Source organism: Phenylobacterium sp. (assembly GCF_031984885.1).
In the GTDB taxonomy this organism is placed as follows: domain Bacteria; phylum Pseudomonadota; class Alphaproteobacteria; order Caulobacterales; family Caulobacteraceae; genus Phenylobacterium.
In genome coordinates this window covers 44,834-67,838 of the sequence record NZ_DAMABV010000019.1, presented here as the reverse complement: position 1 = coordinate 67,838, position 23,005 = coordinate 44,834, and the positions used below count along the sequence as shown (strand labels likewise).

19 protein-coding genes and 1 tRNA gene are annotated in these 23,005 nt (G+C 71.3%); 8 read left to right on the top strand and 12 right to left on the bottom strand.

Annotated features, from left to right (window positions below; all coding sequences use genetic code 11):
- Positions 1–199: 199 nt before the first annotated feature.
- Positions 200–664 (bottom strand): Lrp/AsnC family transcriptional regulator, encoded by a 465-nt coding sequence (locus RTL41_RS19390; RefSeq protein ID WP_312166856.1) that lies wholly within the window; start codon positions 662–664, stop codon positions 200–202.
- Positions 665–781: 117 nt separating this feature from the next.
- Between RTL41_RS19390 and RTL41_RS19385 the strand changes: the two genes are divergently transcribed.
- Together RTL41_RS19385 and RTL41_RS19380 are read left to right on the top strand one after the other, a co-directional pair.
- On the top strand, positions 782–1,015 hold the full coding sequence (locus RTL41_RS19385) for a DUF6356 family protein (RefSeq protein WP_312166855.1): 234 nt from the start codon (positions 782–784) through the stop codon (positions 1,013–1,015).
- The gene (locus RTL41_RS19380) at positions 1,012–2,010 is read left to right on the top strand and encodes a putative sulfate exporter family transporter (protein WP_312166853.1); all 999 of its coding nucleotides are present in this window, start codon (positions 1,012–1,014) and stop codon (positions 2,008–2,010) included. Before RTL41_RS19385 ends, RTL41_RS19380 begins: the two co-directional genes overlap by 4 nt.
- A 48-nt stretch (positions 2,011–2,058) precedes the next feature.
- Here the strand turns inward: RTL41_RS19380 and RTL41_RS19375 are convergent, their stop codons facing one another.
- The 3 genes from RTL41_RS19375 to RTL41_RS19365 are packed head-to-tail and all read right to left on the bottom strand — an operon-like array spanning position 2,059 to position 5,759.
- On the bottom strand, positions 2,059–3,339 hold the full coding sequence (locus RTL41_RS19375; protein ID WP_312166851.1) for an N-succinylarginine dihydrolase: 1,281 nt from the start codon (positions 3,337–3,339) through the stop codon (positions 2,059–2,061).
- Between the two features lie 10 nt (positions 3,340–3,349).
- Entirely contained in the window at positions 3,350–4,759 is a 1,410-nt protein-coding gene (gene astD / locus RTL41_RS19370; protein ID WP_312166849.1) for a succinylglutamate-semialdehyde dehydrogenase, read from the bottom strand.
- Positions 4,746–5,759, bottom strand: a complete 1,014-nt coding sequence (locus RTL41_RS19365; protein WP_312166848.1) for an arginine N-succinyltransferase — start codon at positions 5,757–5,759, stop codon at positions 4,746–4,748. The genes astD and RTL41_RS19365 overlap by 14 nt, the downstream gene beginning before the upstream one ends.
- A gap of 114 nt (positions 5,760–5,873) precedes the next feature.
- On the opposite strand from RTL41_RS19365, the gene RTL41_RS19360 reads away from it, so the two are divergent.
- On the top strand, positions 5,874–6,413 hold the full coding sequence (locus RTL41_RS19360) for an Lrp/AsnC family transcriptional regulator (RefSeq protein ID WP_312166847.1): 540 nt from the start codon (positions 5,874–5,876) through the stop codon (positions 6,411–6,413).
- Here the strand turns inward: RTL41_RS19360 and RTL41_RS19355 are convergent.
- Complete coding sequence (locus tag RTL41_RS19355) at positions 6,362–8,686, bottom strand: arylsulfatase (protein WP_312166846.1); 2,325 nt, start codon at positions 8,684–8,686, stop codon at positions 6,362–6,364. The genes RTL41_RS19360 and RTL41_RS19355 overlap by 52 nt on opposite strands.
- Positions 8,687–9,105: 419 nt before the next feature.
- On the opposite strand from RTL41_RS19355, the gene RTL41_RS19350 reads away from it, so the two are divergent.
- Positions 9,106–9,993 carry a DMT family transporter gene (locus RTL41_RS19350; protein WP_312166844.1) on the top strand — a complete coding sequence of 296 codons (888 nt, stop codon included), beginning with the start codon at positions 9,106–9,108 and terminating at the stop codon, positions 9,991–9,993.
- 8 nt (positions 9,994–10,001) lie between these two features.
- Here the strand turns inward: RTL41_RS19350 and RTL41_RS19345 are convergent, their stop codons facing one another.
- Both RTL41_RS19345 and RTL41_RS19340 read right to left on the bottom strand, forming a co-directional pair.
- Positions 10,002–10,940 (bottom strand): aminoglycoside phosphotransferase family protein, encoded by a 939-nt coding sequence (locus RTL41_RS19345; RefSeq protein ID WP_312166842.1) that lies wholly within the window; start codon positions 10,938–10,940, stop codon positions 10,002–10,004.
- Positions 10,941–11,040: 100 nt separating this feature from the next.
- Positions 11,041–11,415, bottom strand: coding sequence for a VOC family protein (locus RTL41_RS19340; protein ID WP_312166841.1), 375 nt, complete (start codon positions 11,413–11,415; stop codon positions 11,041–11,043).
- A 174-nt stretch (positions 11,416–11,589) separates the two neighbouring features.
- Between RTL41_RS19340 and RTL41_RS19335 the strand changes: the two genes are divergently transcribed.
- Positions 11,590–12,837 (top strand): FAD-dependent oxidoreductase, encoded by a 1,248-nt coding sequence (locus tag RTL41_RS19335; RefSeq protein ID WP_312166840.1) that lies wholly within the window; start codon positions 11,590–11,592, stop codon positions 12,835–12,837.
- 144 nt (positions 12,838–12,981) lie between these two features.
- Here the strand turns inward: RTL41_RS19335 and RTL41_RS19330 are convergent, their stop codons facing one another.
- Both RTL41_RS19330 and RTL41_RS19325 read right to left on the bottom strand, forming a co-directional pair.
- Complete coding sequence (locus RTL41_RS19330) at positions 12,982–14,655, bottom strand: ankyrin repeat domain-containing protein (protein WP_312166838.1); 1,674 nt, start codon at positions 14,653–14,655, stop codon at positions 12,982–12,984.
- Positions 14,656–15,064: 409 nt separating this feature from the next.
- Positions 15,065–15,598: a helix-turn-helix domain-containing protein gene (locus RTL41_RS19325; RefSeq protein WP_312166837.1), complete on the bottom strand. Its 534-nt coding sequence runs from the start codon at positions 15,596–15,598 to the stop codon at positions 15,065–15,067.
- Between the two features lie 170 nt (positions 15,599–15,768).
- On the opposite strand from RTL41_RS19325, the gene RTL41_RS19320 reads away from it, so the two are divergent.
- Complete coding sequence (locus RTL41_RS19320; protein ID WP_312166836.1) at positions 15,769–16,698, top strand: fatty acid desaturase; 930 nt, start codon at positions 15,769–15,771, stop codon at positions 16,696–16,698.
- A 215-nt stretch (positions 16,699–16,913) separates the two neighbouring features.
- Here RTL41_RS19320 and RTL41_RS19315 read toward each other — a convergent pair whose 3' ends face one another.
- The gene (locus tag RTL41_RS19315) at positions 16,914–18,155 is read right to left on the bottom strand and encodes a hydrolase (RefSeq protein WP_312166834.1); all 1,242 of its coding nucleotides are present in this window, start codon (positions 18,153–18,155) and stop codon (positions 16,914–16,916) included.
- 65 nt (positions 18,156–18,220) lie between these two features.
- Here RTL41_RS19315 and RTL41_RS19310 point away from each other — a divergent pair, with 65 nt between their 5' ends.
- Positions 18,221–19,105 (top strand): glyoxylate/hydroxypyruvate reductase A, encoded by an 885-nt coding sequence (locus RTL41_RS19310; RefSeq protein WP_312166832.1) that lies wholly within the window; start codon positions 18,221–18,223, stop codon positions 19,103–19,105.
- A gap of 87 nt (positions 19,106–19,192) precedes the next feature.
- Here the strand turns inward: RTL41_RS19310 and RTL41_RS19305 are convergent, their stop codons facing one another.
- A complete protein-coding gene (locus RTL41_RS19305; RefSeq protein ID WP_409418354.1) occupies positions 19,193–19,651 on the bottom strand; it encodes an Lrp/AsnC ligand binding domain-containing protein in 459 nt (152 codons plus the stop codon).
- A gap of 124 nt (positions 19,652–19,775) precedes the next feature.
- On the opposite strand from RTL41_RS19305, the gene putA reads away from it, so the two are divergent.
- Positions 19,776–22,853 (top strand): bifunctional proline dehydrogenase/L-glutamate gamma-semialdehyde dehydrogenase PutA, encoded by a 3,078-nt coding sequence (putA, locus tag RTL41_RS19300; protein WP_312166829.1) that lies wholly within the window; start codon positions 19,776–19,778, stop codon positions 22,851–22,853.
- A gap of 66 nt (positions 22,854–22,919) precedes the next feature.
- Here the strand turns inward: putA and RTL41_RS19295 are convergent.
- A tRNA-His gene (locus RTL41_RS19295) sits at positions 22,920–22,996 on the bottom strand.
- Between the last annotated feature and the right edge of the window lie 9 nt (positions 22,997–23,005).

Genomic DNA, 23,005 nt, shown 5'->3' with positions numbered 1-23,005 from the left:
GCAGCTTGCGCCAGCCGCTGCCGGAGGAAAAACAGGTGTCATCAAGTCAGTTGAGCTTTTGGCGCTGTTAGGTCTCTGAGGACGGCCCGGGATCGCCGGCGGACCTCGGCGTCCATGGATGGCCGGGCGGCCCGGCCATCCATGGAGAAAACTCATATGCGATCGCCCTGCCCCAGGAGGGTAGGACCTGTCTCGCCCCCTACACCGGCAGCGCCGTCGTGAACTTGATCTGCTCCATCGCGAACGCCGAGCTCACGTCGGTCAGCGGCGCCGTCGCGATCAGCCGCTTGTAGAACCGGTCGTAGGACGCGATGTCCGACACCACGACCTTCAGCAGGTAGTCGGTCTCCCCCGCCAGCCGGTAGACCTCGACCACCTCGGGCAGCGAGGACGCGCCCTTGGCGAACAGGGCCAGCCATTCCTCGTCGTGGCGGCTGGTGCGGACCGAGACGAACACCACCAGCCCCAGGTCCAGCTTCTCGCGCGCCAGCAGCGCCACCTTGCGCTCGATCACCCCCTCGTCGGTCAGCCGCTTGACCCGCTTCCAGCACGGCGTCTGCGACAGCCCCACCCGCTCGGCCAGCTCGGCCACCGGGATCGTCGCGTCGGCCTGCAGCTCGCGCAGGATTCGCCGATCGATCGGGTCCAGGAGAACGCCACCCACGAAAAACACCCCAAATAGAGAACCACCTTCTCCACTTTGAACGAACGGCGACAATTTCGACAACGCCTTTCTCGCCCCCCGCCGCCATCCTTCAGGCCGATAGCGTGGGAGAGTTTCATGTTGGACGCGTTCAACCGGCACCCGAGTTCGGTCGGCGAGAGCTATGGCCGGCATCTGGCCCAGGCCGCCGGCTTTGGCGTGACCATGATCGCCGCCGGCGCCGCCTGCCTGGTGCACGCCATCTTCCCGTTCTGGTTCGAAAAGACCGCCAGCCTCTGCGTCCAGCGCCTGCACGCGCGCATGGCCGCCCGCGGCCGCGCCGACGCCGCCCACAAGGCCCTCCAGGCGTGACCCACCTCCCGCTCGCCGCGGGACGGGCGCGTCATCCGGCGCTCGGCGTGCTGGCCCTGGGCCTCATCGCGCTGGCCGCCCTGATGCTCGGCCGCGCCAGCGGCTTTCCGGCCCCGGTCATCGCCGCCGTCGCCGGCATGGGCCTTGGCCTCGCCGGCTGGTCGGGCGTCCTTGGCCGGGCGCTCTGCTGGTGGGCCAGGCCCGGCCTCAAGACCGGCGTGGCCCTGCTGGGCGCCCAGATCGCCTTTGCCGAGCTCGCCGCCCTCGGCCTGCCGGTGGCGCTGGCCAGCGGCGGCGTGGTGATGGCCAGCCTCGGGGCCGGGACCGGCATCGGCCTGCTGGCGGGCCTGCCGCTGGTCGAGGCGCTGATCGCCGCCAGCGCCGTCTCGATCTGCGGCGCCTCGGCCGCCATGGCCGCCTCCAGCGCCCTGCCCGACAGCGACTCCAGCCGCCGCACCACCGCCCTGGTGGTGGTGGGCGTCAACCTGCTCTCGACCATCGCCATGGTCGCCTATCCGCTGATCGCGCGGCACGTCGGCTTCAGCGAGCGCCAGACCGGCGTCTTCCTCGGCCTCTCGATCCACGACGTCGCCCAGGTGGTCGCCGCTGGCCAGTCGGTCTCGCCGGGCGTAGAGGCCTCGGCCGCCCTCTCCAAGCTCTCGCGCATCCTCTGGCTCGGCCCGGTGATCGTGGCCGTGGCGCTCTCCATGGGCGTCCAGGCCGGCGCCCGCCGATTGCCGGTTCCGCCGCTGTTCGTCTGGGCCTTCGCCGCCCTGATGGCCGCGCGCAGCTTCGGCCTGATCCCGGCCGCCCTGTTGCCCGCCCTGGCGCTGGCCTCGCAACTGCTGCTGCTCGGCGGCGTCGCCGCCATCAGCGCCCAGGTCGCCCCGCGCGACCTCATGCGCATCGAACCGCGCCTCGCCTGGACCCTGGCCGCCGCCACCGGCGTCATCGCCCTGCTGGCCGCCGCGACCAGCCTGGCGCTGGTTCAATAGTTCCGACGAGGCGTGGCGCGAAGCGCTCCGCGCTTTCCGGGATGGCGCCTACCCGATCGCCGCCTCCAGCGCCGCGTGCGCCTGTCGCGCCTGCGCCCACAGGTCCGGCTTCACCAGGTCGCCTGGCGCGATCTGCTCGGGCCAGTTCGCCTCGACCACCCTCGCCAGCGCCGCCCAGCGGGCCTCGTCCAGGATGAAGCGCGGATCGATCCCGGCCCGCGCCGGCCCGTCCACCGGGACCCGCAGCCGCAGGCACGCCGGCCCGCCGCCGTTGCGCATGCTCTCGCGCACGTCGACCACCACCGCCCGCACGATCGGGTTGTCGCCCGCCAGCACCGCCTCGACCGCCGCCCAGGCCGCCGCGTTCTCCCGCGCGTCCGACGGCAGGATCAGCGCCATGCCGCCCTCGGGCAGGCTGACCAACTGCGAATTGAACAGATAGGACGACACCGCGTCCGCCAGGCTGACCCCGAAGGTCTCCACCACCTGCAGGTTCGGCAGCCGCGCCCGCAACTGCGCGTACAGCCTGGCCGGATCGGCGAAGGCCTGCGGATGGGCGAGCAGCACGTTCTCGTTCGCCACCGCCACCACGTCGTTGTGGAAGGCCCCGGACTGCACCGCGCCTTCATTCTGCAGGGCGTAGAAGGTCCGCTCGCCCGCCAGACCGGCCAGCCGCGCCGCCGCCTGGCTGGCCCGCAGGCTCTGGCGTTCGGGGAACGCCCCGCCGCGGCTCGCCTCGCCATGCGCGAAGACGTTCAGCCCCGGCGCCCCGTGGCTGGCCGCCAGCCGCATGTGGTTGGCCGCCCCCTCGTCGCCGAAATGCCGCGCGCTGGGCAGCGGCCCATGCACGGCGAAGCGGTCCTGGCTGGCGAACACCCGCTTCAGCAGGGCGAAGGTCTCCTCCGCCTCCAGGCTCCGGTGCAGCATCCCGGCCAGGTTGGCGGTCACCAGGTGCACGCGCCCGTCGGCGGTGTCGGGCGCGGCCAGCACCGTCGCCGCATTGGCCCGCCACATGCTCGAGGCCGAGCACGCCGCGCGCAGCAGCCCAAGGTCCTGCTGCGCCGCCGCCGCCAGCACCTCGTCGTCGGCGCCCTGGAATCCAAATCCCCGCAGCGCCTGCGCCGCCGGCCGCAGCGGCGGCGGCAGGAAGCCCTGGGTCAGACCCAGCTCCATCGCCGTGCGCATCTTGGCCAGCCCCTGCAGGGCCGCCGCGCGCGGATAGGAGACCTCGCCGAAGTTGTTCTGGCTGGCGATGTTGCCGACCGACAGGCCCGCATAATTATGGGTCGGCCCCGGCAGGCCGTCGAAATTGATCTCGCCCGTCGTCATTGGCGCGCGCTCACGCCGCCAGCCCCGTGGCGATGCGGAAGTCCACCGCCCCGGCCTCCATGCTCGCCACCGGATAGGCGCAGTAGTCGGCCGCGTAATAGGCGCTGGGCCGATGGTTGCCCGACAGCCCCGGCCCGCCGAACGGCGCGGTGGCCGCGGCCCCCGTGGTCGGCCGGTTCCAGTTGACGATCCCGGCCCGCGCCCGGCTCCAGAAGTCGCGATAGCGCGCCTCGTCGTCCGACAGCAGCCCGGCCGCCAGCCCGAAGCGCGTGGCGTTGGCGACGCCGATCGCCTCGTCCCAGTCCCCGGCCCGCACCAGTTGCAGCAGCGGCCCGAAGTTCTCGACGTCGGGAACCGCCACGCCGGTCACGTCGACCAGGCCCGGGGTCAGGAACGGCCTGCCCTCCTCGATGCGCCGCAGTTCGCGGATCGCGCTCCCGCCCAGCCGCGCCTGGGCGTCCAGCAGGTGCGCGGCGCTGGCCATGTCGATCACCGGCCCCATGAACGGCGCCGGCGCGTCGAACGGCGCGCCGACCACTACGCGGTCGATCAGGGCGCTCAAGGCCTCGACGATGCGGTCGCCCGCCGCGCCCTGCGGCACGATCAGCCGCCGCGCGCAGGAACAGCGCTGGCCGGCCGACACATAGGCCGACTGCACGATCAGGTGCGCCGCGCTTTCCGCATCGGCCACGTCCCAGGCGACCAGCGGATTGTTGCCGCCCAGCTCCAGCGCCACGATCTTCTGCGGCTGGTCGGCCAGGGCGATGTGGATCGCCCGCCCGGCCGCGACCCCGCCGGTGAACAGCACCCCGTCGATCCCGTCATGCGCCACCAGCGCCTTGGCGATCTCCGCGCCGCCGACCACGACCTGCAGCACCTCGTCCGGCACGCCGGCCTCGCGCCAGAGGTGGGCCAGCAAGAGGCCGCTGGCCGGGGTCTTCTCGCTGGGCTTGAACACCACCGCATTGCCGGCCAGCAGCGCCGGGGCGATATGGCCGTTGGGCAGGTGCATGGGAAAGTTGAACGGCCCGATCACCGCCAGCACCCCATGCGGCCGGTGCGCCAGCCGCGCGACGCCGCCGGCGACGTCGCTGCTCCGCTCGCCGGCCCGCTCGGCCTGGGCGCGGATCGAAACCTCGACCTTGCCGGCCACGGTGTCGGCCTCGGTCAGGGTCTCCCAGAACGGCTTGCCGGTCTCGCGGCTCAGCAGCCGCGCGATCTCCTCGCGCCGCGCCTTGGCCAGCTCGGCGAAGGCGCGGGCCACCGCATGGCGCTCTTCCAGCGGCCGGCTGGACCAGGCGGCGAAGCCCCGCCGCGCCCGCGCCAGCACGCCGTCCAGCTCGGCGGCCTGCGCCGCCGGCCCGCGCCAGACCGCCTCGCCGGTGCAGGGGTCGGTGGAGACGATCTCAGAACTCGACATGGCGGATGACGTCTCCTGTTTGCACGTTCAGCGCGGCGGCCAGCTCGGGGCTGACCCGCAGGTCGCCGTCGCGCGCCCGGGCCCGCCCGCGCGCGGCGCGGAAGCTCTCGATCCTTCCGGCGCAGGCCAGCACCTCCGCCCCGTCCTCGCATGGGCCGATCTCGCTGATCGTCCCGACCTGGCTGTCGCGGACCGCCTTCAGGTTGTCGATGTCGGCGACCATGGTCGGGCCGGCGTCGAAGATGTCGATGCAGCCCTCGAACCTGAAGCCCTCCTCGGTCAGCAGCGCATGCGCCCGCGCCCCGTCCGGGTGGAACTGGCCCACCGACAGCGCCGCGTCCGTCGGCAGCAGGTTCAGGTAGATCGGATATTTCGGCCCCAGGTCGGCGATCACCTGCTTGCCGGCGCCGACGCTGATGCGGTCGGCCTCCTTGAACTCCAGGCCGTAGAACTTGCGGCCCACCGCCTCCCAGAACGGCGAGCGGCCGTCCGCGTCCTGGTAGCCGCGCAGTTCCGAGACCACCCGCTCGCCGAACCAGTCGCGGTGCTCGGCCATGAACAGGTAGCGCGAGCGCGCCATCAGCCGCCCGCCGGCCATCCCGCGCAGCCCCGGCCGCACGAACAGCCCGCCGACCTCGGCCGAGCCGTCATAGTCGTTCACCGGGGTCAGGATGGTGTTCTCCACCACCTTGCCCAGCGCCTGCGACGTCTGGCGCAGCCGCCCGATGCGATAGGAATAGAACGGCCAATCCCCGCCGACGCTGGGGAAGATGCAACCCGTGCCCACCACCTCGCCGCCCGCCTCCATGACCAGCAGGATCTGGCTGCCGGCCTTGCGGTTCCCGGCCAGCACGTCGGCGCTGGCCTTGAGCAGGCCCAGCAGGCGTTCGCGGCAAGGCGGCAGGTTGGTCATGCCCAGCCCCGCGCTCAGCGCCAGGGCGTGCAGGGATTCAAGGTCGGACAGGGCGGCCGGGCGGATAACGACGCCGGTGCTTATCATGGCATCCTCCGCAGAAATGATCGAAGCCTTAGCTGCTTATTGTGCTAGGGATTCGTCGAAATGGGCGGCGGAAGACCAGGTCTTCCTCCGCAGAAGCTGCGGCGGGAACAAGCCTTGGACGGATATCCTTCGCTCGACCGGATCGACCTCAAGATCCTGGCGAATCTGCAGGCCGACGGGCGCATCACCAACCAGGCCCTGGCCGACAGGGTCGCCCTTTCGCCCAGCGCCTGCCTGGCCCGCGTGCGCCGCCTGGAGGCCGACAAGCTGATCCTCGGCTACCACGCCCGGCTGGACATCGAGCGCATCCGCCCGACCGTCACCGTCTATGGCGAGGTCACGCTCAAGAGCCACCGCCCGGCCGAGTTGCTGCACTTCGAATCCGTCCTGGCCGGGATTCCCGAGGTGGTCGAGGCCGCCCAGGTCTCCGGCCCCTTCGACTACCTGATCAAGGCCGTCTGCCCCGACGTGCGCGCCTGGGGGGAACTGGCCGACCGCCTGCTGCAGGAAGGCCTCGGCGTCGACAAGATCGCCTCCCACATCCTGATGAAGGACGCCAAGCCCTTCACCGGCGCCCCGGTCAGCGCGGGGCGCCAGGCCCCTCAGTCCCTCGCCAGGGCGGCGGCGAACTCCCGCTCGACATCCACGTACTGATCGTCGGCCAGGTCGAAGGTGACCTTGATCACCCGCCCGCCCTTGAAGGCGAACCCGGGGCCGTACTCGCTGCTGACCGCGTCGCCGCTGTCATAGCCGATGCACAGGCCCTCCCCGCACAGCGAGTAGCGCCCGGTCATGGTCTGCTGCTGGGCCTCGGCGACCACGGTGTCGCCGATATAGAGCCGGGCCGCGCCCAGCCCCTCGTTGAACTCGCCATGGCCGCTCTTTTCGAACTCGACGCCGACGATCTGCTTGCCCGACTTCGGCGCGTCGGCGGCGAGCCGCTGCTCGGGCGGAACCCCCAGGAAGTTGTAGACCCAGACCAGCTTGCCGCCCTTGACGAACAGCGTGTAGCCGCCGAACCGCGAGCCCTGGGCGAAGATCACCCCCTCGCTGTCGCCGGTGAATTCGACCTCGGCGAATACCTTGAACGACCGGCCATGGGTGCTGGCCGCCGAGGCCTCGGGCACTTCGGTGGTGTCGGGATAGTAGATGTAGCGGCCCGACGGCGGGACCTGGACGTGGAACTCCAGCTTGATGAAGTCGAAGAAGCTGAGGTCGTTGAGCGGCAGCACGTCGTACTTCTCGGCCTCGGCGGCCCATAGGGCCTTCAATTCCTCGACCTTGTCGGGATGCTGCTCGGCCAGGTCCACGGCCTCGGCCCGGTCCTCGTCGGTGTGGAACAGTTGCCAGCGGTCCTGGTCGAACTTGCCCAGGCCCGAGGGCAGCGGCCCGTGCTCGGTCGCCGCCTTCCAGCCCTTGTGCCAGATGCCGCGGGTGCCGAGCATCTCGTAGTACTGGGTCTCCTTGGTGGTCGGCGCCTCGGCGTTGTCGAAGCTGTAGCGCATGGACACGCCCGGCAGCGGCGACTGCTTCACCCCGTCGACCAGCTCGGGCATCGGCACGCCGCAGCATTCCAGGATGGTCGGCACGATGTCGGTGCAGTGATGGTACTGGTGGCGGATCTCGCCCTTGGCCTTGATCCCGGCGGGCCAGTGGATGACCAGCGGGTCGGCGGTGCCGCCGCTGTAGGACGCATAGCGCTTGAACATCCGATAGGGCGTCGAGAACGCCGTCGCCCACCCGGTCGGATAGTGGTTGTAGGTGTCGTTGGAGCCCAGCTTGTCGATCATCGCCAGGTTCTGGGCGATGTCGTCGGGATAGCCGTTGAAGAACTTGATCTCGTTGACCGAGCCGTTGGGCGAGCCCTCGCCCGAGGCGCCGTTGTCGGCGGCGTAGATGATCAGCGTGTTGTCGAGCTGGCCGGACTCTTCCAGGTAGTCGATCACCCGGCCGATCTGGACGTCGGTATACTCCGACAGCGCCGCATAGACTTCCGCCATCCGGGAGAACAGCTTCTTCTCGTCGTCGGTCAGGCTGTCCCAGGGCCGCACCATGTCGCTCTCGGCGTAGGTGCCTTCCGTCATCGGGTTGATCGGCGTCAGTTGCGTACCCTCGGGCAGGATCCCACGCTCGATCATCCGCTTCAGCACCCATTCGCGATAGGCCTCGTAGCCGTCGTCGAACACGCCCTTGTACTTGTCGATATAGTCCTGGGGCGCGTGGTGCGGGGCGTGGTTCGCGCCGGGGCAGTACCAGAGATACCAGGGCTTGGCCGGCTGCGACTGCTTGGTGTCGCGGATGAAGCTGATCGCCTTGTCGGCGATGTCCCGCGAGAAGTGGTAGCCGTCCTCCGGGCCATAGGGCTGGTCGACGAAGTGGTTGTCCTCGATCAGCTCGGGATACCACTGGTTCGTCTCGCCCCCGAGGAAGCCGTAGAAGCGGTCGTAGCCCAGGCCCAGCGGCCAGGCCTTCTTGGACGAGCCCATGTCGAAGGCGTCGACCGGCACGTTATGGTTCTTGCCGACCCAGAACGTGCTCCAGCCGGCGTCGCGCAGCACGCTGGCCATGGTCGCGTTCTCGAGCGGGATGTGGCCGTTGTAGCCGGGGAAGCCCACGGCGGATTCCGAGATCGACCCGAAGCCGTTCTGGTGGTGATTGCGCCCGGTCAGGAAACACGAGCGGGTCGGCGAGCAGACCGCCGTGGTGTGCCACTGGGAATAGGTCAGGCCGTTCGCCGCCAGCCTGTCCAGGGTCGGCATGTTGATCCGGCCGCCATAGGGCGACCAGGCCGCGCAGCCCGTGTCGTCGTAGAGAATGACCAGGACGTTGGGCGCCCCCTCCGGGGCCCTGTTCTGCAGGAACGCGTCCCAATCAGGCTTGGAATCGCGGACGTCGAGCTTGATGGAACCCTCGAACGGACGGGGCATGGCGGCATCCTTGCTGGCGTTTGAGGCGCACGCGCCCCCGCCCGCACGGTCCTATCGGCGCCCTATCCCCTCAATCGGCAAAAACCCTGACAGGCCCCCGGGAAATGTCCGCAATCGCGCGCCGCCCCGTCGTTCCGGAACCGCCCGACACGAAGACCACGAAGGAACTGGCGATCTGGCAGCCCCGGAGGATCCCTGGAGCGCGCCTCCGGCGCAGGCCTCTTGGTGGTCTTCGTGTTCCTCTGTTCAGTCTCCGATCGAGCCGCGGATCACGGACGCTTCGGCTCCAGTTGTTTCAACTTGCCCAGGCCGAGGCGGCGCCCATTTCGGCAAGGTCGTGATCCGCCTGGACTGAGACGCGCCCCGCTCCCCGGCAAGACCTCTCGCCTTCCCCCGCCGAATAGGGCACGAAGCGCCCCATGAAGCGCCTCGCCTTTCTCGCTCTTTTCGCCGCAGGCGCCTTCTGGGGGCTGGGCTTTCCCTTGGGCAAGCTGGCCCTGCGCGAGACCGACGCCGCCCATATGGTGCTGCTGCGTTTCGCGGTCGCCGCCCTCGCGGCCGCGCCGTTCGCCTTCCGCGACGCCCGGACCCGGGCGCTGTTCCGCTCGCCGCCGGTGCTGGCGGCCGGCGCGCTCTACGGCGTGGCCTTCATGGTCCAGTTCGAGGGCCTGGCCCATGTCAGCGTCACCCTGGCGGCGCTGCTGGTCGGGGCCATGCCGGCCCTGATCGCGGTCTCGGCCCGGCTGCTGGGCGAGAGGGTCAGCCGCGCCTCCTGGGCCGGGGTGGCCGCCGCCACCCTCGGCGCGGTCCTGATCGCCGGCCGCCCGGACGCCGGCTCCTCGCCGTTCGGGGTGGCCCTGTCGCTGATCGCCCTGCTGATCTTCCTGGCCTGGCTGCTGGTCCTGCGCCGCGCGCCCAAGGCGCCGACGCCCATGGCCATCCCGGCCGTCACCGTGGTCGTCGCGGCCCTGACCATCCTGCCCATCGCCCTCGCCATGCACGGCCCGCCGCGACTGGACCTCAGCCCCGCCGCCTGGGCCGGCATCGTCGGCCAGGGCGTGCTCTCGACCCTGATCGCCACCGCCGCCTGGCAGTTCGGCTCGGCCCGGGTCGGGGCGGCCAGCGCCGGCGTGTTCATCAACATCGAGCCGCTGATGGGCGCGGGCATCGGCGTGGCCCTGTTCGGCGACCACCTGACCTACGCCCTGGCCGGCGGCGGCCTGCTGATCATCGCCGGCAGCCTGGCCGTGGTGCTGGGCGAACGCGCGACGCCGGCCATCGACACCCCGGCTCCGACGCCGGCCTAGAGCCTTTCCTAGTCGGCCATCCCGCCCGCCGCCCAGGCGTCGGCGACATCCAGCATCTCGCGCCCGCCAGGAAGCCCCAGCTTCAGGGCCAGCAGGCCGGTGGAGGTCCGCTCCATGAAGCCCCACTCCCAGATCGCGTCGGGATCGACCCCGGTCAGCCCGGCCAGCAGCCGGCAGCGCCGCGCCCCCAGCCCGACCGGATCGCCCGCCAGCAGGTCCTGCGCCCACTCGCGCATGGCGATCCCCAGGTCGTAGGCCGGCTCGATGAACAGCCCGTCCGGGTCGACGAACTTGAAGCCCTCGCCGCCCGGAACCTGCAGGGCGTTCCAGGCGTGGGCGTCGCCGTGCGCCAGCACCGCCCGGGCCGGATCGAACGCCGCCGCGCGGGCCTGGGCATAGCTCAGCGCCGTCTCGAGGGTCCGCTCCGTGCAGGGCCGCCCCAGCTCGCGCCAGCTCTCCTGGATGAACTGCGCCAGGCCGGCCGCCTTCTCCGCCCCGGTCATGAAGCACGCCGGGTCGGCCGGCGTCATCCAGGCCGTCTTCAGGGTCGCGCACAGCGCCTCGATCTGCGCCTCGACGCTCCAGCCCATCTGCGCCAGTTGCGGCCCCAGCCGCTCCAGCACCATGGCCCCGCGCGCCGCGTCATGGGCGTAGACCTGCGCATAGCCGCGTCCGCCGGCCGCCAGCAGCACCGCCAGCTCCCGCCCGGCCGGGTCGCACCCCGGCGGCGCCAGCTTCAGCACCGCCGCGCGGCCGTCCGGCAGGGCCGCTTCCACGACCAGCGCCTCGGTGCCGCCGTCCAGGGTCCGCCCGACGCTCAGGCCCCAGGCCTGCGCCAGTTCGGCGACCAGCCGCGGCAGGTCGCCCAGCCAGGCCAGCCCCGCCGCCCCCTCGGCTGCGGCGCGCAGCTTCACCGCTTCGGGCGGGTCGATCGATACCGGGCTCATGCCGCCTCCCAATCGTCCAGCGCCCCCGGCCGGGGAACCGTCAGTCGAACAGCTTGGGGGCCCGCAGCTCAAGCCGGCTGAGCGCGCGCCCCCTCGCCCGTCACATCCGGTGCAGCGCGCAGAGCTTGTTGCCGTCCGGGTCGCGCAGATAGGCCAGGTAGAGCTTGCCCATGCCGCCGGCGCGCACGCCCGGCGGCTCCTCGATGCTCACCCCGCCGGCGGCGACGCCCGCGGCGTGCCAGGCCTCGGCCTGCTCGGGGCTCGAACAGGCGAAGCCGATGGTGCCGCCGTTGCAGATGGTGGCCGGCTGCCCGTCGATCGGTTCGGACACCGCGAACACCCCGGTCGGCGTGCGCCAGAACGCCCGGTGTCCGTCGACGAAGCCCGGCCCCACACCCAGCGTCGCCAGCAGCGCGTCATAGAATCCCTTGGCCCGGCCCAGATCGTTGGTCCCGACCATCACATGCGAGAACATGGCGTTTCTCCCCCTTGAAATTCCCGGCTCTTAGGCCGGCGGCGGAAGCTAGCACCGGCCGCGCCGGGCCGTCACGCCCGCTCTGGACGGCCAGGCCGCGCCGGCATGGGTCCTTTCCCGCCCTGCGGCGTTGAACAGGCGCCTGGCGTGCGCGGGCGGCTGCGGTGGATCTCGATGGCGCTCACTCGACCCCTGGACCTGCGCGGCGGCCGGCCCTGCTGGCGGCCGGAGGAGGCTGACGCCGCGCCGTCGGACGACCTCGCCCCCGACGCCGCCCCGGACGTCGCCGTCATCGGCGCCGGGGTGATGGGCGCGATGCTGGCCGAGCGCCTGACCCGCGAGGGCCGCCGCGTCGCGGTCCTCGATCGCCGCAAGCCCAGCCTCGGCGCCACCTCGGCCTCGACCGCCCTGGTCATGTGGGCCGCCGACACCCCGCTGACGCACCTGGCCGAGCAGATCGGATGGGAGCGCGCCGCCCGCCGCTGGCGGCGCGTGCATGCCGCCGTCCAGGCCCTGGACGCCGACATCCGCGCCCTGGCGATCGACTGCGCCTGGATCGCGCGGCCCGAGCTCTACCTGGACGGCGACCTGCTGGACGAGGCGGGCCTGCAAGGCGAGGCCGCCGCCCGCCGCCGCGCCGGCCTGCCGTCCGCCTGGCTGGCGGCCGCCGAGGTCGGCCGGCGCTTCGACATCCCCGCGCGCCCGGCGATCCTCTCCGGCAGCGCCTTCGAGGTCGATCCCGTCGCCCTGACGCTCGGCCTGCTGGCCCGGGCCCAGGCGCGCGGCGCGAGCGTGACCTATCCCGTCGACGTCGTCGGCCTGGAGAGCGGCGCGCACGAGGTCGGCGTGCATCTCGCCGACGGGCGCGTCCTGCGCGCCGGCCAGGTCGTGCTGGCCACCGGCTACGAAGCCGCGCGCCCGGCCCTGCCGGGCAGCTTCGACCTGACGTCCAGCTTCGCCATCGCCACCGCCCCGGGCGTCGCGCCGCGCTGGGGCGGGAACGCCCTGATCTGGGAAGCGGCGGAATCCTACCTCTACGCCCGCGCCACCCGCGACGGCCGCGTCATCGTCGGCGGCGAGGACGAGCCCTTCGCCGACCCCGACCGCCGCGACCGGCTGATCCCCGCCAAGGCCGAACGGCTGGCCCGCCGCGGCGCGGACCTGATCGGCGGCGGGTCCCTCGCGCCCGACTGCGCCTGGGGCGCGACCTTCGGAACCTCCCCCGACGGCCTGCCGGCCCTCGGCCCGGTCCGCGGCCAGCCCCGTGTCTGGCTGGCCAGCGGCTTCGGCGGCAACGGCGTCAGCTTCGCCCGCCTCGGCGCCGAGCTGATCTGCGGCCAGCTCGCCGGCGCCCCGGCGGACGCCGACTTCTCGCCCTATCGGTTCGAAACCGAGCCGCAGGGCGCCCAAGCCGCGTCCTAGCCGCCCCGGCCGCCCGGCCCCCGCCGCAGCTCGGCGAACTCGGCCGCGCGCCGGCTGGCCGGCCCTCAGGCTGCGCCAAAAGACCCAGACCCAACCCGCGCGGCCAGCACCGAAGCAGGTCACGCCAGGAGCAAAGCTCGCGGGTCAACCGCGAGCGATGCTCGCTTCCATCAGCGCTGCCGCCTCGTGGAAATCTTGATCGCGTGCGACATCGATCGGTGTCCGGCCGTTGGCGTTACGCCAGCCGGCGTCGGCTCCGTGCGCGAGAAGGATGCGTGTGACCGCGGCCGCGAGATCGGGATCATCGGGCGGAAGAATGAAGAGGGGCGTCGGCCCCTCGGGGTCCGGAAGGGCAAGGTTGGCCCTTGCGGGATCCTCGCGAAGGATCGTTTCGAGCCTTTGGGTCTGCCCCATATAGCCCAGCGTCCGAGGATCGCGGCTGAGCGGTGCGAGCCGTTCAGCGATATGCGGCTGGCCCATCATGACCGCCCAACTCAGCGGCGTCCCGCCCCAGCGCTGCTCCTGCAGATCGACATCGCCGCCCGCCGCGGCGAGCAGGTCGACCGCCTCGACAGACCCTGATTGCGCCGCCCGGTGAAGCGGGCTGATCCCATCCTCGCCAAGATTGTGGACCGAGGCGCCGAGCGACAGCAGCAGCGCGACGGCCCGGGCGTTGCCGAACTCCCCAGCGGCGATCAGCGGCGCCGGATCGTCGATCAGGGTTGGATCGGCGGCGAGCATCGCGCGAACCCTGTCTTCGTCCCCCGCGAGACAGGCCGCCTGGAAGGCCTGGATACCTTTGAGCTCTACAGGCCGCGCGCCATGTCGTTCGAGCAGGGCGAGCATCTCCAAAAAGCCCGACATCTGGGCGAGCGCGTGGACCGACTGGTGGCGAAAGGGCTGGATCGTGTCGGGATTGGCGCCATGGGCGAGCAGCCATTCGGCGCGCAAGAGATGATTCTGACCCGCCGCGCTGCCGAGCAGGAAATCGAGCGTGCTGATTTCCAGATTCCCACCAGGCCGCCCAGCCGCCGGGTCGCTCCATTTATGCGCGGCGCCTTGCGCCTCGCTATGACGCCAGAGCAGCTCGTACCAACCGGCGTCGCCGGGAACGCAGGCGATATTGTACAAGGCCTGAAGGTCGAAAGGGTCGGCTCCGGCCGCGACAAGCAGGTTGACGAGCGCTTCGGCCTGGGGATGGCTCGGCCTGTGCTGTTCGCCGAGCCAGATCGCGCCGGTCAGAATCTTGAAGGGACTGCCCCAGCCATCGTCGAACTGGAAGTTGGGATCTGCCCCGGCATCGAGCAGCAGGCTTGCGATGGCGACGGCATTTTCGGTGTCGAGGCGGCCGTAGGCGACATAGGCAAGAGGGGTCCAATTGAGCCGGCCGCCGGTCCTGGTCGCGGCTTTCGGATCGCGGGCCAGCCGCCGCTCGACCTCCGCGAGGTCGCCGCAGGTGACGGCCGTGAACAGGCTATGCCGGGCGATGTCGGGGTAGAGATCGAGGATGCGGCGGGCGATTCTGGTGTCGCCGTCCCAACCGTGGCGCAGCAGACGGTCGAGGCGATCGGCGCGATTACTGCCGGTAAGCGCCAGTTCCTCGATCGCCGCCCTGAGCGCTATCCAGCTTTCGCAGCCATATTCGCGGGCGAGCGCGTGTTGGACGTCTCGGAGTCCGGGTTCGGCAGGCGCGGTGTACCATGCCGCGGTCAGGCGGCGTTTTGCATCCGGCTCGGCGGCGCGCAGCGCCTTGAGCCAGCGCTTGGCGTCCTTGCGGAGCGTTTCGATAGAGGTTCGGGGCGTAAGGACACGGGTCATCGTCAACCTTCCTTCCATCGCCAGACGTCCGCTTACGAATGGCCGGAAGAAGGGTTCGTAAGATCATATCGCTATGACTGGATGGGAGGATCTCCCTTGCCGCGGACAGGTGGCGCTCCAGATGCGCTCTGCCCGCAGTCATCGGCGAGCGCACGCTACCTGTCAATGTCAATAGACGATGAACACCTCGTCCACGCGATGCATGAGTGCGGCGCAGAACACATCAGGGCGACAGTAAAGACACGATAGTCTTCGGCAGAAACATCTGTCTTGCTTTATGAATTCTACAACACGCCACTGCTTACCGAGGTCTTGTGAGCTTCATTGAAGGATGTACCGGCGCGCCGGCGGACGCCGACTTCTCGCCCTATCGGTTCGAAACCGAGCCGCAGGGCGCCCAAGCCGCGTCCTAGCCGCCCCGGCCGCCGCCTGGCCCCCGCCGCAGCTCGGCGAACTCGGCCGCGCGCCGGCCGCGCTCCTGCGCCCAGGCCTCGCTCGGCTGGCCGCGCATCTCCGTCCAGGGGACCAGGCCGCCGCAGGCCGGGCACCGGCCGTCGAGCTCCAGCTCCGTATCGCAGGCGCGATGGAACATCCGGGTCGCCGGCGTTCCGCCCCCGGGCTTGCACCAGGCTTCGCCCCAGGCCCGCAGCGCCAGGATCACCGGCATCAGGTCGCGCCCCTTCGGCGTCAGCCGATATTCGTGCCGCACGGGGCGCTGTGAATAGGCGTGGCGCTCGATCAGGCCGTCGGCCTCCAGCCGCTTCAGGCGCGCGGCCAGCAACTGGCTGCTCGCCCCCGTCTGCGCCTGCAGGTCCTGGAAGCGGCCCTGCCCCATCAGCAGCTCGCGCACGATCAGGATCGACCAGCGGTCGCCCACCAGGCCGGTGGAATGGGCGATCGGGCAAAGCGTGTCGTCGTCGCCTACGCTCTCAGAACCGCTCATGCGCCGTTGCTCTCATCTCGTTGGTCCGCCGCCCCGACAGGATCATACGCCGGCTGTCCAGCATCCACAAAAGTGACGCAAGCGTCATTTTCGAGTCGCTTTGATTTTCAAAGCAGCTATCTTCCAGCCAGCCCCCTGGGACAAGGGACAAAGGGACAAGGAGGAAAGCGATGGCGGACGGTGCTCACGACCCCAAGGCGCTGCGGGCGGCGATCGGGATCTCCCACGCCGACGAACGGCGCATCGCCATGGAGCTGTCGCCCCCGATCGCCTGGCCGACCCTGGTCCTGGCGCTGGTGCTGCCGGCGACCCTGCTCGGCGTGATCGCCCTGGGCTTCACGCGCACGCTGCCGCTCTGGGTCTGCACCCCGATCCTGGCGATCGTCTCCTACGCCCACTACACGCTGGTCCACGAGTCGATCCACGGCAACGTGGTCGCCAGCCCCAGGAGCGCGGCCTGGATCAACACCCTGGTCGGCTGGATCGGGTCGCTGGGCATGGGCGCCGGCTGGCCGGCCCTGCAGCGCACCCACGTCCTGCACCACTCCCACACCAACACCGAGCGCGACCCCGACATCTTCGTGAAGGGCACCTTCGTCCAACTGCTGAGGAAGTGGGCGGTGGGCCTGCCGATCTCGCTGCTGCCGGTGTTCGCGGTGCGGTTCATCAACCCCGAACGCTACAAGCGGCTGGGAACCATCCTCAGCCCCTCGGAGATCGCCCAGGTCTCCGCCGTCAGCCTCTTCACCCTCGCCCTCCTGGTCGCCGCCCTCGCCACCGGCCACGTCGTCGACTGGCTGATGCTGTGGTTCCTGCCCACGCGGCTGGGCATCCTGGCGCTGAACATCTTCTTCCAGTGGCTGCCCCACCACCCGTTCGACCGCACCGAGCGCTACCTCAACACCCGCGTCAGCCTCTGGCCCGGCGGCACGTTCCTGCTGCTGCAGCAGAACCTCCACCTCATGCACCACCTCTGGCCCAGCGTTCCCTTCTACAACTACGCCCGCCTGTTCCACCGCCTGCGCCCGGTGCTGAGGGCCGAGGGCTCGCGCATCGAGGGCCTGATGGTTGGGCCAGGGCGCAAGGCGATCGCGGACTGAAGGGCTTTCCTTTCCTCCCCCGCTAAAGCAGGGCAATCGCATATGCTTCGGTGTCATCCCGGTTTCGGCGCAGCCGAAGACCGGGACCTATGAACACCTGATCCATCGGAAGTCAGCTCTGCCTCACCCCATTCTGCATCTCGGCGCGAATGGGTCCCGGTCTTGCTTCGCAAACCGGGATGACACCGAAACAGCAGTCGAAGACATGGGCGCCCCTACCCCATCGCCGCCTTGATCTCCGCCGCCGGGATCTCGCCGCTGGCCAGCTTGGCCAGGATCAGCGCCGAAAGCTGCGCGCGCTCCACGAAGCTCTCGGGCCAGGCGTATTCGTCATGCGAATGGATGTCGCCGCCGCGCACCCCCAGGGTGTCGACATTGGGCAGGCCGGCGGCGAACAGGTTGTTGCCTTCGCACACCCCGCCCGAGGGGGCCCAGGCGATCTCCTGGCCGATCAGGGCGCCGGCCCGCTTCACCGCCCCGAACAACTGCTGCTGGGCGGCGTTGAACGGCTTGGCCGGGCGGGTGAAGCCGCCGTGCAGTTCCGCGGCGATCCCCTCCGCCGCCGTCGCGGCGACCTCGCGCTGCACATGGTCCAGCGCCCACTCCCCCGCCGCCGCGTCGGGCAGGCGGATGTTGAAGCGCACCACGGCCACGTCCGGCACCATGTTCAGCGGCCCGCCGCCGTCGATGCGCGCCACGTTCAGCGTCACCCCCTCGCGCCGGCCGTTGGCGGCGGCCAGCCGCACCGCCAGGTCCGCGGCCGCGGCGATGGCGTTGCGGCCCTTGTCGAAGTCGCGCCCCGCATGGGCCGCGCGCCCGCGCACCACGACATGGAAGTTGCCCGAGCCCTTGCGCTGGGCGGCCAGCGCCCCGCCGGCCATGGCCGGTTCGTAGGTCAGGCCGACATGCCCGCCCGCCGCCAGCCTGGCCAGCACCGGCCCCGAGGCCAGCGAGCCGATCTCCTCGTCGGGCGAGAGCAGCACCCGGTAGCCGACATTCCCCCGGTCCGGGTGGTCCTCGAACGCTCGCAGCGCCGCCAGCATGACGCTGATCCCGCCCTTCATGTCGGCCAGGCCCGGCCCGTTCAGCGCCCCGTCGGCCCGCTGGGTCACCGCCGTGAACGGCGTCCCGGCCGGATAGACGGTGTCGTAGTGCCCGGTCAGCACCACCTGCACCGGCGCCTGGGGCCGCACGGTCAGCATCAGGGCGTCGGGATGGGCCTGGGCGGTCAGGGTCCCGTCGGCGGCGACCTCGTGGCTGTCGGCCAGGGCCAGGTTCTCGACCTCGCCCGGCAGTTCGCCCATCACCGCATCCAGGACGGCGCGCTGCGCCTCCAGTCCGGGCAGGTTCCGGCTGCCTGACGATAGGGCGCACCATTCCACGGCGCGGCCCAGAATCTCCGATTCCTCCCCGGCCAGCCGTCCGAGAATGGATGAATCTTGCGCGGTCAGTTTCATGGCCGCGAGCCTCGCCCCCAAAAGCGGGCTCGCGCAAGGCCCCATCGGGAGGTTACTGGAAGCCCATGGCCATAACCTTCCTGAATCGCCTTTCATCGGCAGCCGAAACCCGCTGGCTGGAGGCCCTGCGCGCCGCCCTGCCGGGTGAGGCGATCACCCCCGATCCCACGCCCGAGACCGACATCGCCGTGGTCGCCAACCCGGCCCCGGGCGCGCTCGCCGCCCTGCCGAACCTGGCCTTCGTGCAGTCGGCCTGGGCCGGGGTCGACGGCCTGCTGAACGATCCCGACCTGCCGGCCGCGCCGATCGCCCGGCTGATCGACCCTGGCCTCGCCGCCCAGATGGCCCAGGCCGTCGCCGCCCACGTCCTGGCCCTGCACCGCCAGGCCCCGGCCTACGCCGCCCAGCAGCGGCGCGGCCTCTGGCGCCAGTTGCCCCAGGCCCCGGCCAGCGCGCGCCGCGTCGGCTTCCTCGGCTATGGCGAGATGGCCAGCGCCGCCGCCAACCTGCTGGAATCCATCGGCTTCCAGACCTACGGCTGGAGCCGCCGGCTCGGCGACCTGGAGACCCTGCTGGCCACCAGCGACTATGTGGTCAACCTGCTGCCCCTGACCGACCGCACCCGCGGCATCCTCTGCTCGGCCGTGTTCGCGCGGATGAAGCGCGGCGCGGCGGTGATCAACCTCGCCCGCGGCGGCCACCTGGTCGAGGAGGACCTGATCGCCGCCCTCGACGCCGGCGCCCTCTCCCACGCCGTCCTCGACGTGTTCGACGCCGAGCCCCTGCCCCGCAACCACCCGTTCTGGTCCCACCCGCAGATCACCGTGACCCCGCACGTCGCCGCGGTCACCGACCCCGCCTCCGCCAGCGCCTTCATCGCCGCCAACATCGCCCGCTTTCGCGCCGGCCAGCCGGTCGAGGGCCTGGTCAACCGCAAGGCGGGGTACTAGGCCCCGAGCAGATGCTCCCCCAAGAGGGGAGGAACTCAAGGGTGTCATCCCGGTTTGCGAAGCAAGACCGGGATGCCCCCAGGGATGCTACACCGGCAGCTCGGTCACCGACTTCACCTCCTCCAGCACCGCATAGGTCCGCGTCTCGCGCACGCCGGGCATGCCGACCAGCACATCGCCGAGGAAGCTGCGATAGGCCTCCATGTCGCTGACCCGCGCCTTGATCAGGTAGTCGAAGCCGCCCGCCACCATGTGGCACTCGAGGATTTCGGGCGTGCGCCGCGCGGCCTTGGCGAACTCGGTGAAGGTGTCGCCCGTTGTGCGGTCGAGCTGGACCTCCACGAAGATCAGGAGCGCGCGGTCGATGGCCTTGGGATCGAGGATGGCGGCGAAGCCGGTGATCACCCCGCGCTCGCGCAACCGCCGCACCCGGTCCGAGCAGGCCGAGGGCGACAGGTGGGACTGCTGGGCCAGGTCCAGGTTGCTGATCCGCCCGTCGCGCTGCAGCACCCGCAGCAGCCGCCGGTCGGTGTCGTCCAGATGCACGTTCTCCGCCACATGCCCCTCCCGATGCGCAGATATCCGGCATGACCGCCAAAGGTCCGTCGGACATCCGCCATCATAGCCGATACGCCGGACGACAGGAAACAACCCGCGAAGGCTCCCGCCCATGACCTCCTGGACCGCCCTGGACGATCCCGCCGCCAAGCACCGCGACGAGACGGAGGCCGTGACCGGCCTGCTCGCCGCCCGCCCCTTGAGCCCCCAGCAGCAGATCACGGTCCGCGCCCAGGCCGAGAACCTGGTCCGCACCGCCCGCAAGGCCGCCAACCGCCAGGGCGTGGTCGAGAGCTTCCTGCAGGAGTTCAGCCTCGGCACCCGCGAGGGCCTGGCCCTGATGTGCCTGGCCGAGGCGCTGCTGCGCACCCCCGACGCCGAGACCCGCGACCGGCTGATCGCCGAAAAGATCGGCGGCGCCGACTGGGCCAGCCACCTGGGCCAATCCGACAGCCTGTTCGTCAACGCCTCGACCTGGGGCCTGATGTTGACCGGCCGCATCGTCGACGTCGACGAGGAGGCCCGCCGCGACCCGCCCGGCTTCCTGCGCCGGCTGGTCGAGCGGATCGGCGAGCCGGTGGTCCGCAAGGCGGTCGCGCAGGCCATCGGCATCATGGGCGAGCAGTTCGTCCTGGGCCGCACCATCGAAGGCGCCCTGAAGCGCGCGGCCAAGGAAGGCCAGGTCTGCTCGTTCGACATGCTGGGCGAAGGCGCCCGCACCGCCGCCGACGCCGCCCGCTACGAGCAGGCCTACGCCGAGGCGCTGGAAGCCGTGGGCAGGCATTCGAAGGGCGCGGGGCCGGAGGCCGGCCACGGCGTCTCGGTCAAGCTCTCGGCCCTCTCGCCGCGCTACGAGGCCACCCAGGAGGCCCGCGTCTGGACCGAGCTCTATCCGCGCCTCAGGCGCCTGGCCCTGATCGCCGCGCGCCACGACCTCAACTTCACCATCGACGCCGAGGAGGCCGACCGCCTGGTCCTCTCGCTCAAGCTTCTCGACCGCCTGGCGCGCGAGCCCGACCTCGGCGCCTGGCGGGGCCTCGGCCTCGCGGTCCAGGCCTACCAGAAGCGCGCCGTGCTCACGGTCGCCCGCGTCGCCGAGATCGCCAGGGACAGCGGCCGCCGGCTGATGGTCCGCCTGGTCAAGGGCGCCTATTGGGACAGCGAGATCAAGCGCGCCCAGGTGAACGGCCGCCCCGACTATCCGGTGTTCACCACCAAGGCCGCCACCGACCTCTCCTACCTGGTCTGCGCCCGCGCCCTGATCGCCGCCGGCCCGCAGGTCTACGCCCAGTTCGCCACCCACAACGCCCACACCCTGGCCGCGGTCGACGCCATGGCCAAGGCGGCCGGCGTGAAGATCGAGTTCCAGCGCCTGCACGGCATGGGCGAGGCCCTCTACCGCGCCGCCGAGAGCCTGCGCGACGGGGCGATCGTGCGCACCTACGCCCCGGTCGGCGGCCACGAGGACCTGCTGCCCTACCTGGTCCGCCGCCTGCTGGAGAACGGCGCCAACACCTCCTTCGTCCACGCCCTGCTGGACGAGCGCGTGCCCGCCGAGGACGTGGTGGTCGACCCCATCGCCGCCGTGGAGAGGGCCGGCGTCGGCCCGCACCCGAAGATCCCGCGCCCCGCCGACATCTATGGCGCCGAGCGCCGGAACTCGGCCGGCCTCGACCTCTCGATCCCCGAGGAGGCCGCCCGCCTGCACCACGCCGCCCGCGCCCTGCAGCCGCTGAGCGCCGGTCCCGCGGCCGGCCAGGCGCAGACGGTGTTCAGCCCCTCGGAGACCAACGTCGTCGTCGGCCAGGTGCGCGAGGCCTCGGTCGCCCAGATCGACGCCGCCTTCGCCGCCGCCCGCGCCGCCCAAGGCGCCTGGGACGCCCTGGGCGGCTTCCGCCGCGCCGAGGTGCTGCGGGCCATGGCCGACGCCCTGGAAGCCGATGCCGAGCGCCTGATCGCCATCTGCGCGCGCGAGGCCGGCAAGACCCTGGCCGACGGCATCGCCGAGGTGCGCGAGGCGGTCGACTTCTGCCGCTACTACGCCCACCTGGCCCAGACCAGGTTCGCCGGGCCCGAAACCCTGAAAGGGCCGGTCGGGGAGACCAACAGCCTGGAGCTCCATGGCCGCGGCGTCTTCGTCTGCATCAGCCCGTGGAACTTCCCGCTGGCCATCTTCACCGGCCAGGTCGCCGCCGCCCTGGCCGCCGGCAACGCCGTGCTGGCCAAGCCGGCCGAGCAGACCCCGCTGATCGCCGCCCAGGCCGTGGCCCTGTTCCACGAGGCCGGCCTGCCCCCCGCCCTGCTCGCCCTCGTCCCCGGCCGCGGCGAGACCGTCGGCGCGGCCCTGACCGCCCACCCGGCGTGCGACGGCGTCGCCTTCACCGGCGGGACCGACACCGCCCGGCGGATCAACCAGGCCCTGGCCGCGCGTCCCGGCCCGATCATCCCGTTCATCGCCGAGACCGGCGGCCTCAACGGCATGTTCGTCGACACCACGGCGCTGAAGGAACAGGTGGTCGACGACGTGGTGCTCTCGGCCTTCGGATCGGCCGGCCAGCGCTGCTCGGCCCTGCGCATCCTGTTCCTGCCCAGCGACACCGCCGACCAGGTGATCGAGACCATCATGGGGGCCATGGACGCCCTGGTCGTCGGCGACCCGGCCGACCCGGCCACCGACGTCGGCCCGGTGATCGACGAGGAGGCCCGCGCGACGCTGGCCGCGCACCTGCAGCGCCTGGAGCGCGAAGCCAAGGTCCTGCACCGCCTCGACGCGCCCGGCGCCGGGACCTTCTTCGGCCCGGTCCTGGCCGAGATCCCGTCGGCCAGGTTCCTGGAACGCGAGGTGTTCGGCCCGATCCTGCATGTGGTCCGCTACGAGCCCTCGGACCTGACCAGGGTCGCCGGCGAGTTGGCTGGCCAGGGCTATGGCCTGACGCTCGGCGTCCACTCCCGCATCGACGCCTTCGCGCGCGAGGTGCGCGGCCTGGTCCCGGCCGGCAACGTCTATGTGAACCGCTCGATCATCGGCGCGGTGGTCGGGGTGCAGCCGTTCGGCGGCGAGGGCCTGTCGGGCACCGGGCCCAAGGCCGGCGGCCCCAACTCGCTGTCGCGCTACGCCGTCGAGCGGGCGATCAGCGTCGACATCACCGCCCAGGGCGGCGATCCGGCCCTGCTGAACCTCAGCCTCTGAGCTGCGGGCCTCATCGCCGAAACGAAGAAGCCCGGGGCTCGGCCCCGGGCTTTTTCTGTCCTGCGATGGTACCGCCTCCCCGGTTCGAACGGGGGACCTCTAGAGCCACAATCTAGCGCTCTAACCAACTGAGCTAAGGCGGCGCATCGCGG

Excerpts from the sequence above, each read along its gene's own strand:
- RTL41_RS19385 (WP_312166855.1), top strand. The coding sequence starts at position 782 with ATGTTGGACGCGTTCAACCGGCACCCGAGTTCGGTCGGCGAGAGCTAT.
- RTL41_RS19375 (WP_312166851.1), bottom strand. The coding sequence starts at position 3,339 with ATGACGACGGGCGAGATCAATTTCGACGGCCTGCCGGGGCCGACCCAT.
- astD (WP_312166849.1), bottom strand. The coding sequence starts at position 4,759 with ATGTCGAGTTCTGAGATCGTCTCCACCGACCCCTGCACCGGCGAGGCG.
- RTL41_RS19365 (WP_312166848.1), bottom strand. The coding sequence starts at position 5,759 with ATGATAAGCACCGGCGTCGTTATCCGCCCGGCCGCCCTGTCCGACCTT.
- RTL41_RS19355 (WP_312166846.1), bottom strand. The coding sequence starts at position 8,686 with ATGCCCCGTCCGTTCGAGGGTTCCATCAAGCTCGACGTCCGCGATTCC.
- RTL41_RS19350 (WP_312166844.1), top strand. The coding sequence starts at position 9,106 with ATGAAGCGCCTCGCCTTTCTCGCTCTTTTCGCCGCAGGCGCCTTCTGG.
- RTL41_RS19345 (WP_312166842.1), bottom strand. The coding sequence starts at position 10,940 with ATGAGCCCGGTATCGATCGACCCGCCCGAAGCGGTGAAGCTGCGCGCC.
- RTL41_RS19340 (WP_312166841.1), bottom strand. The coding sequence starts at position 11,415 with ATGTTCTCGCATGTGATGGTCGGGACCAACGATCTGGGCCGGGCCAAG.
- RTL41_RS19335 (WP_312166840.1), top strand. The coding sequence starts at position 11,590 with ATGGCGCTCACTCGACCCCTGGACCTGCGCGGCGGCCGGCCCTGCTGG.
- RTL41_RS19330 (WP_312166838.1), bottom strand. The coding sequence starts at position 14,655 with ATGACCCGTGTCCTTACGCCCCGAACCTCTATCGAAACGCTCCGCAAG.
- RTL41_RS19325 (WP_312166837.1), bottom strand. The coding sequence starts at position 15,598 with ATGAGCGGTTCTGAGAGCGTAGGCGACGACGACACGCTTTGCCCGATC.
- RTL41_RS19320 (WP_312166836.1), top strand. The coding sequence starts at position 15,769 with ATGGCGGACGGTGCTCACGACCCCAAGGCGCTGCGGGCGGCGATCGGG.
- RTL41_RS19315 (WP_312166834.1), bottom strand. The coding sequence starts at position 18,155 with ATGAAACTGACCGCGCAAGATTCATCCATTCTCGGACGGCTGGCCGGG.
- RTL41_RS19310 (WP_312166832.1), top strand. The coding sequence starts at position 18,221 with ATGGCCATAACCTTCCTGAATCGCCTTTCATCGGCAGCCGAAACCCGC.
- putA (WP_312166829.1), top strand. The coding sequence starts at position 19,776 with ATGACCTCCTGGACCGCCCTGGACGATCCCGCCGCCAAGCACCGCGAC.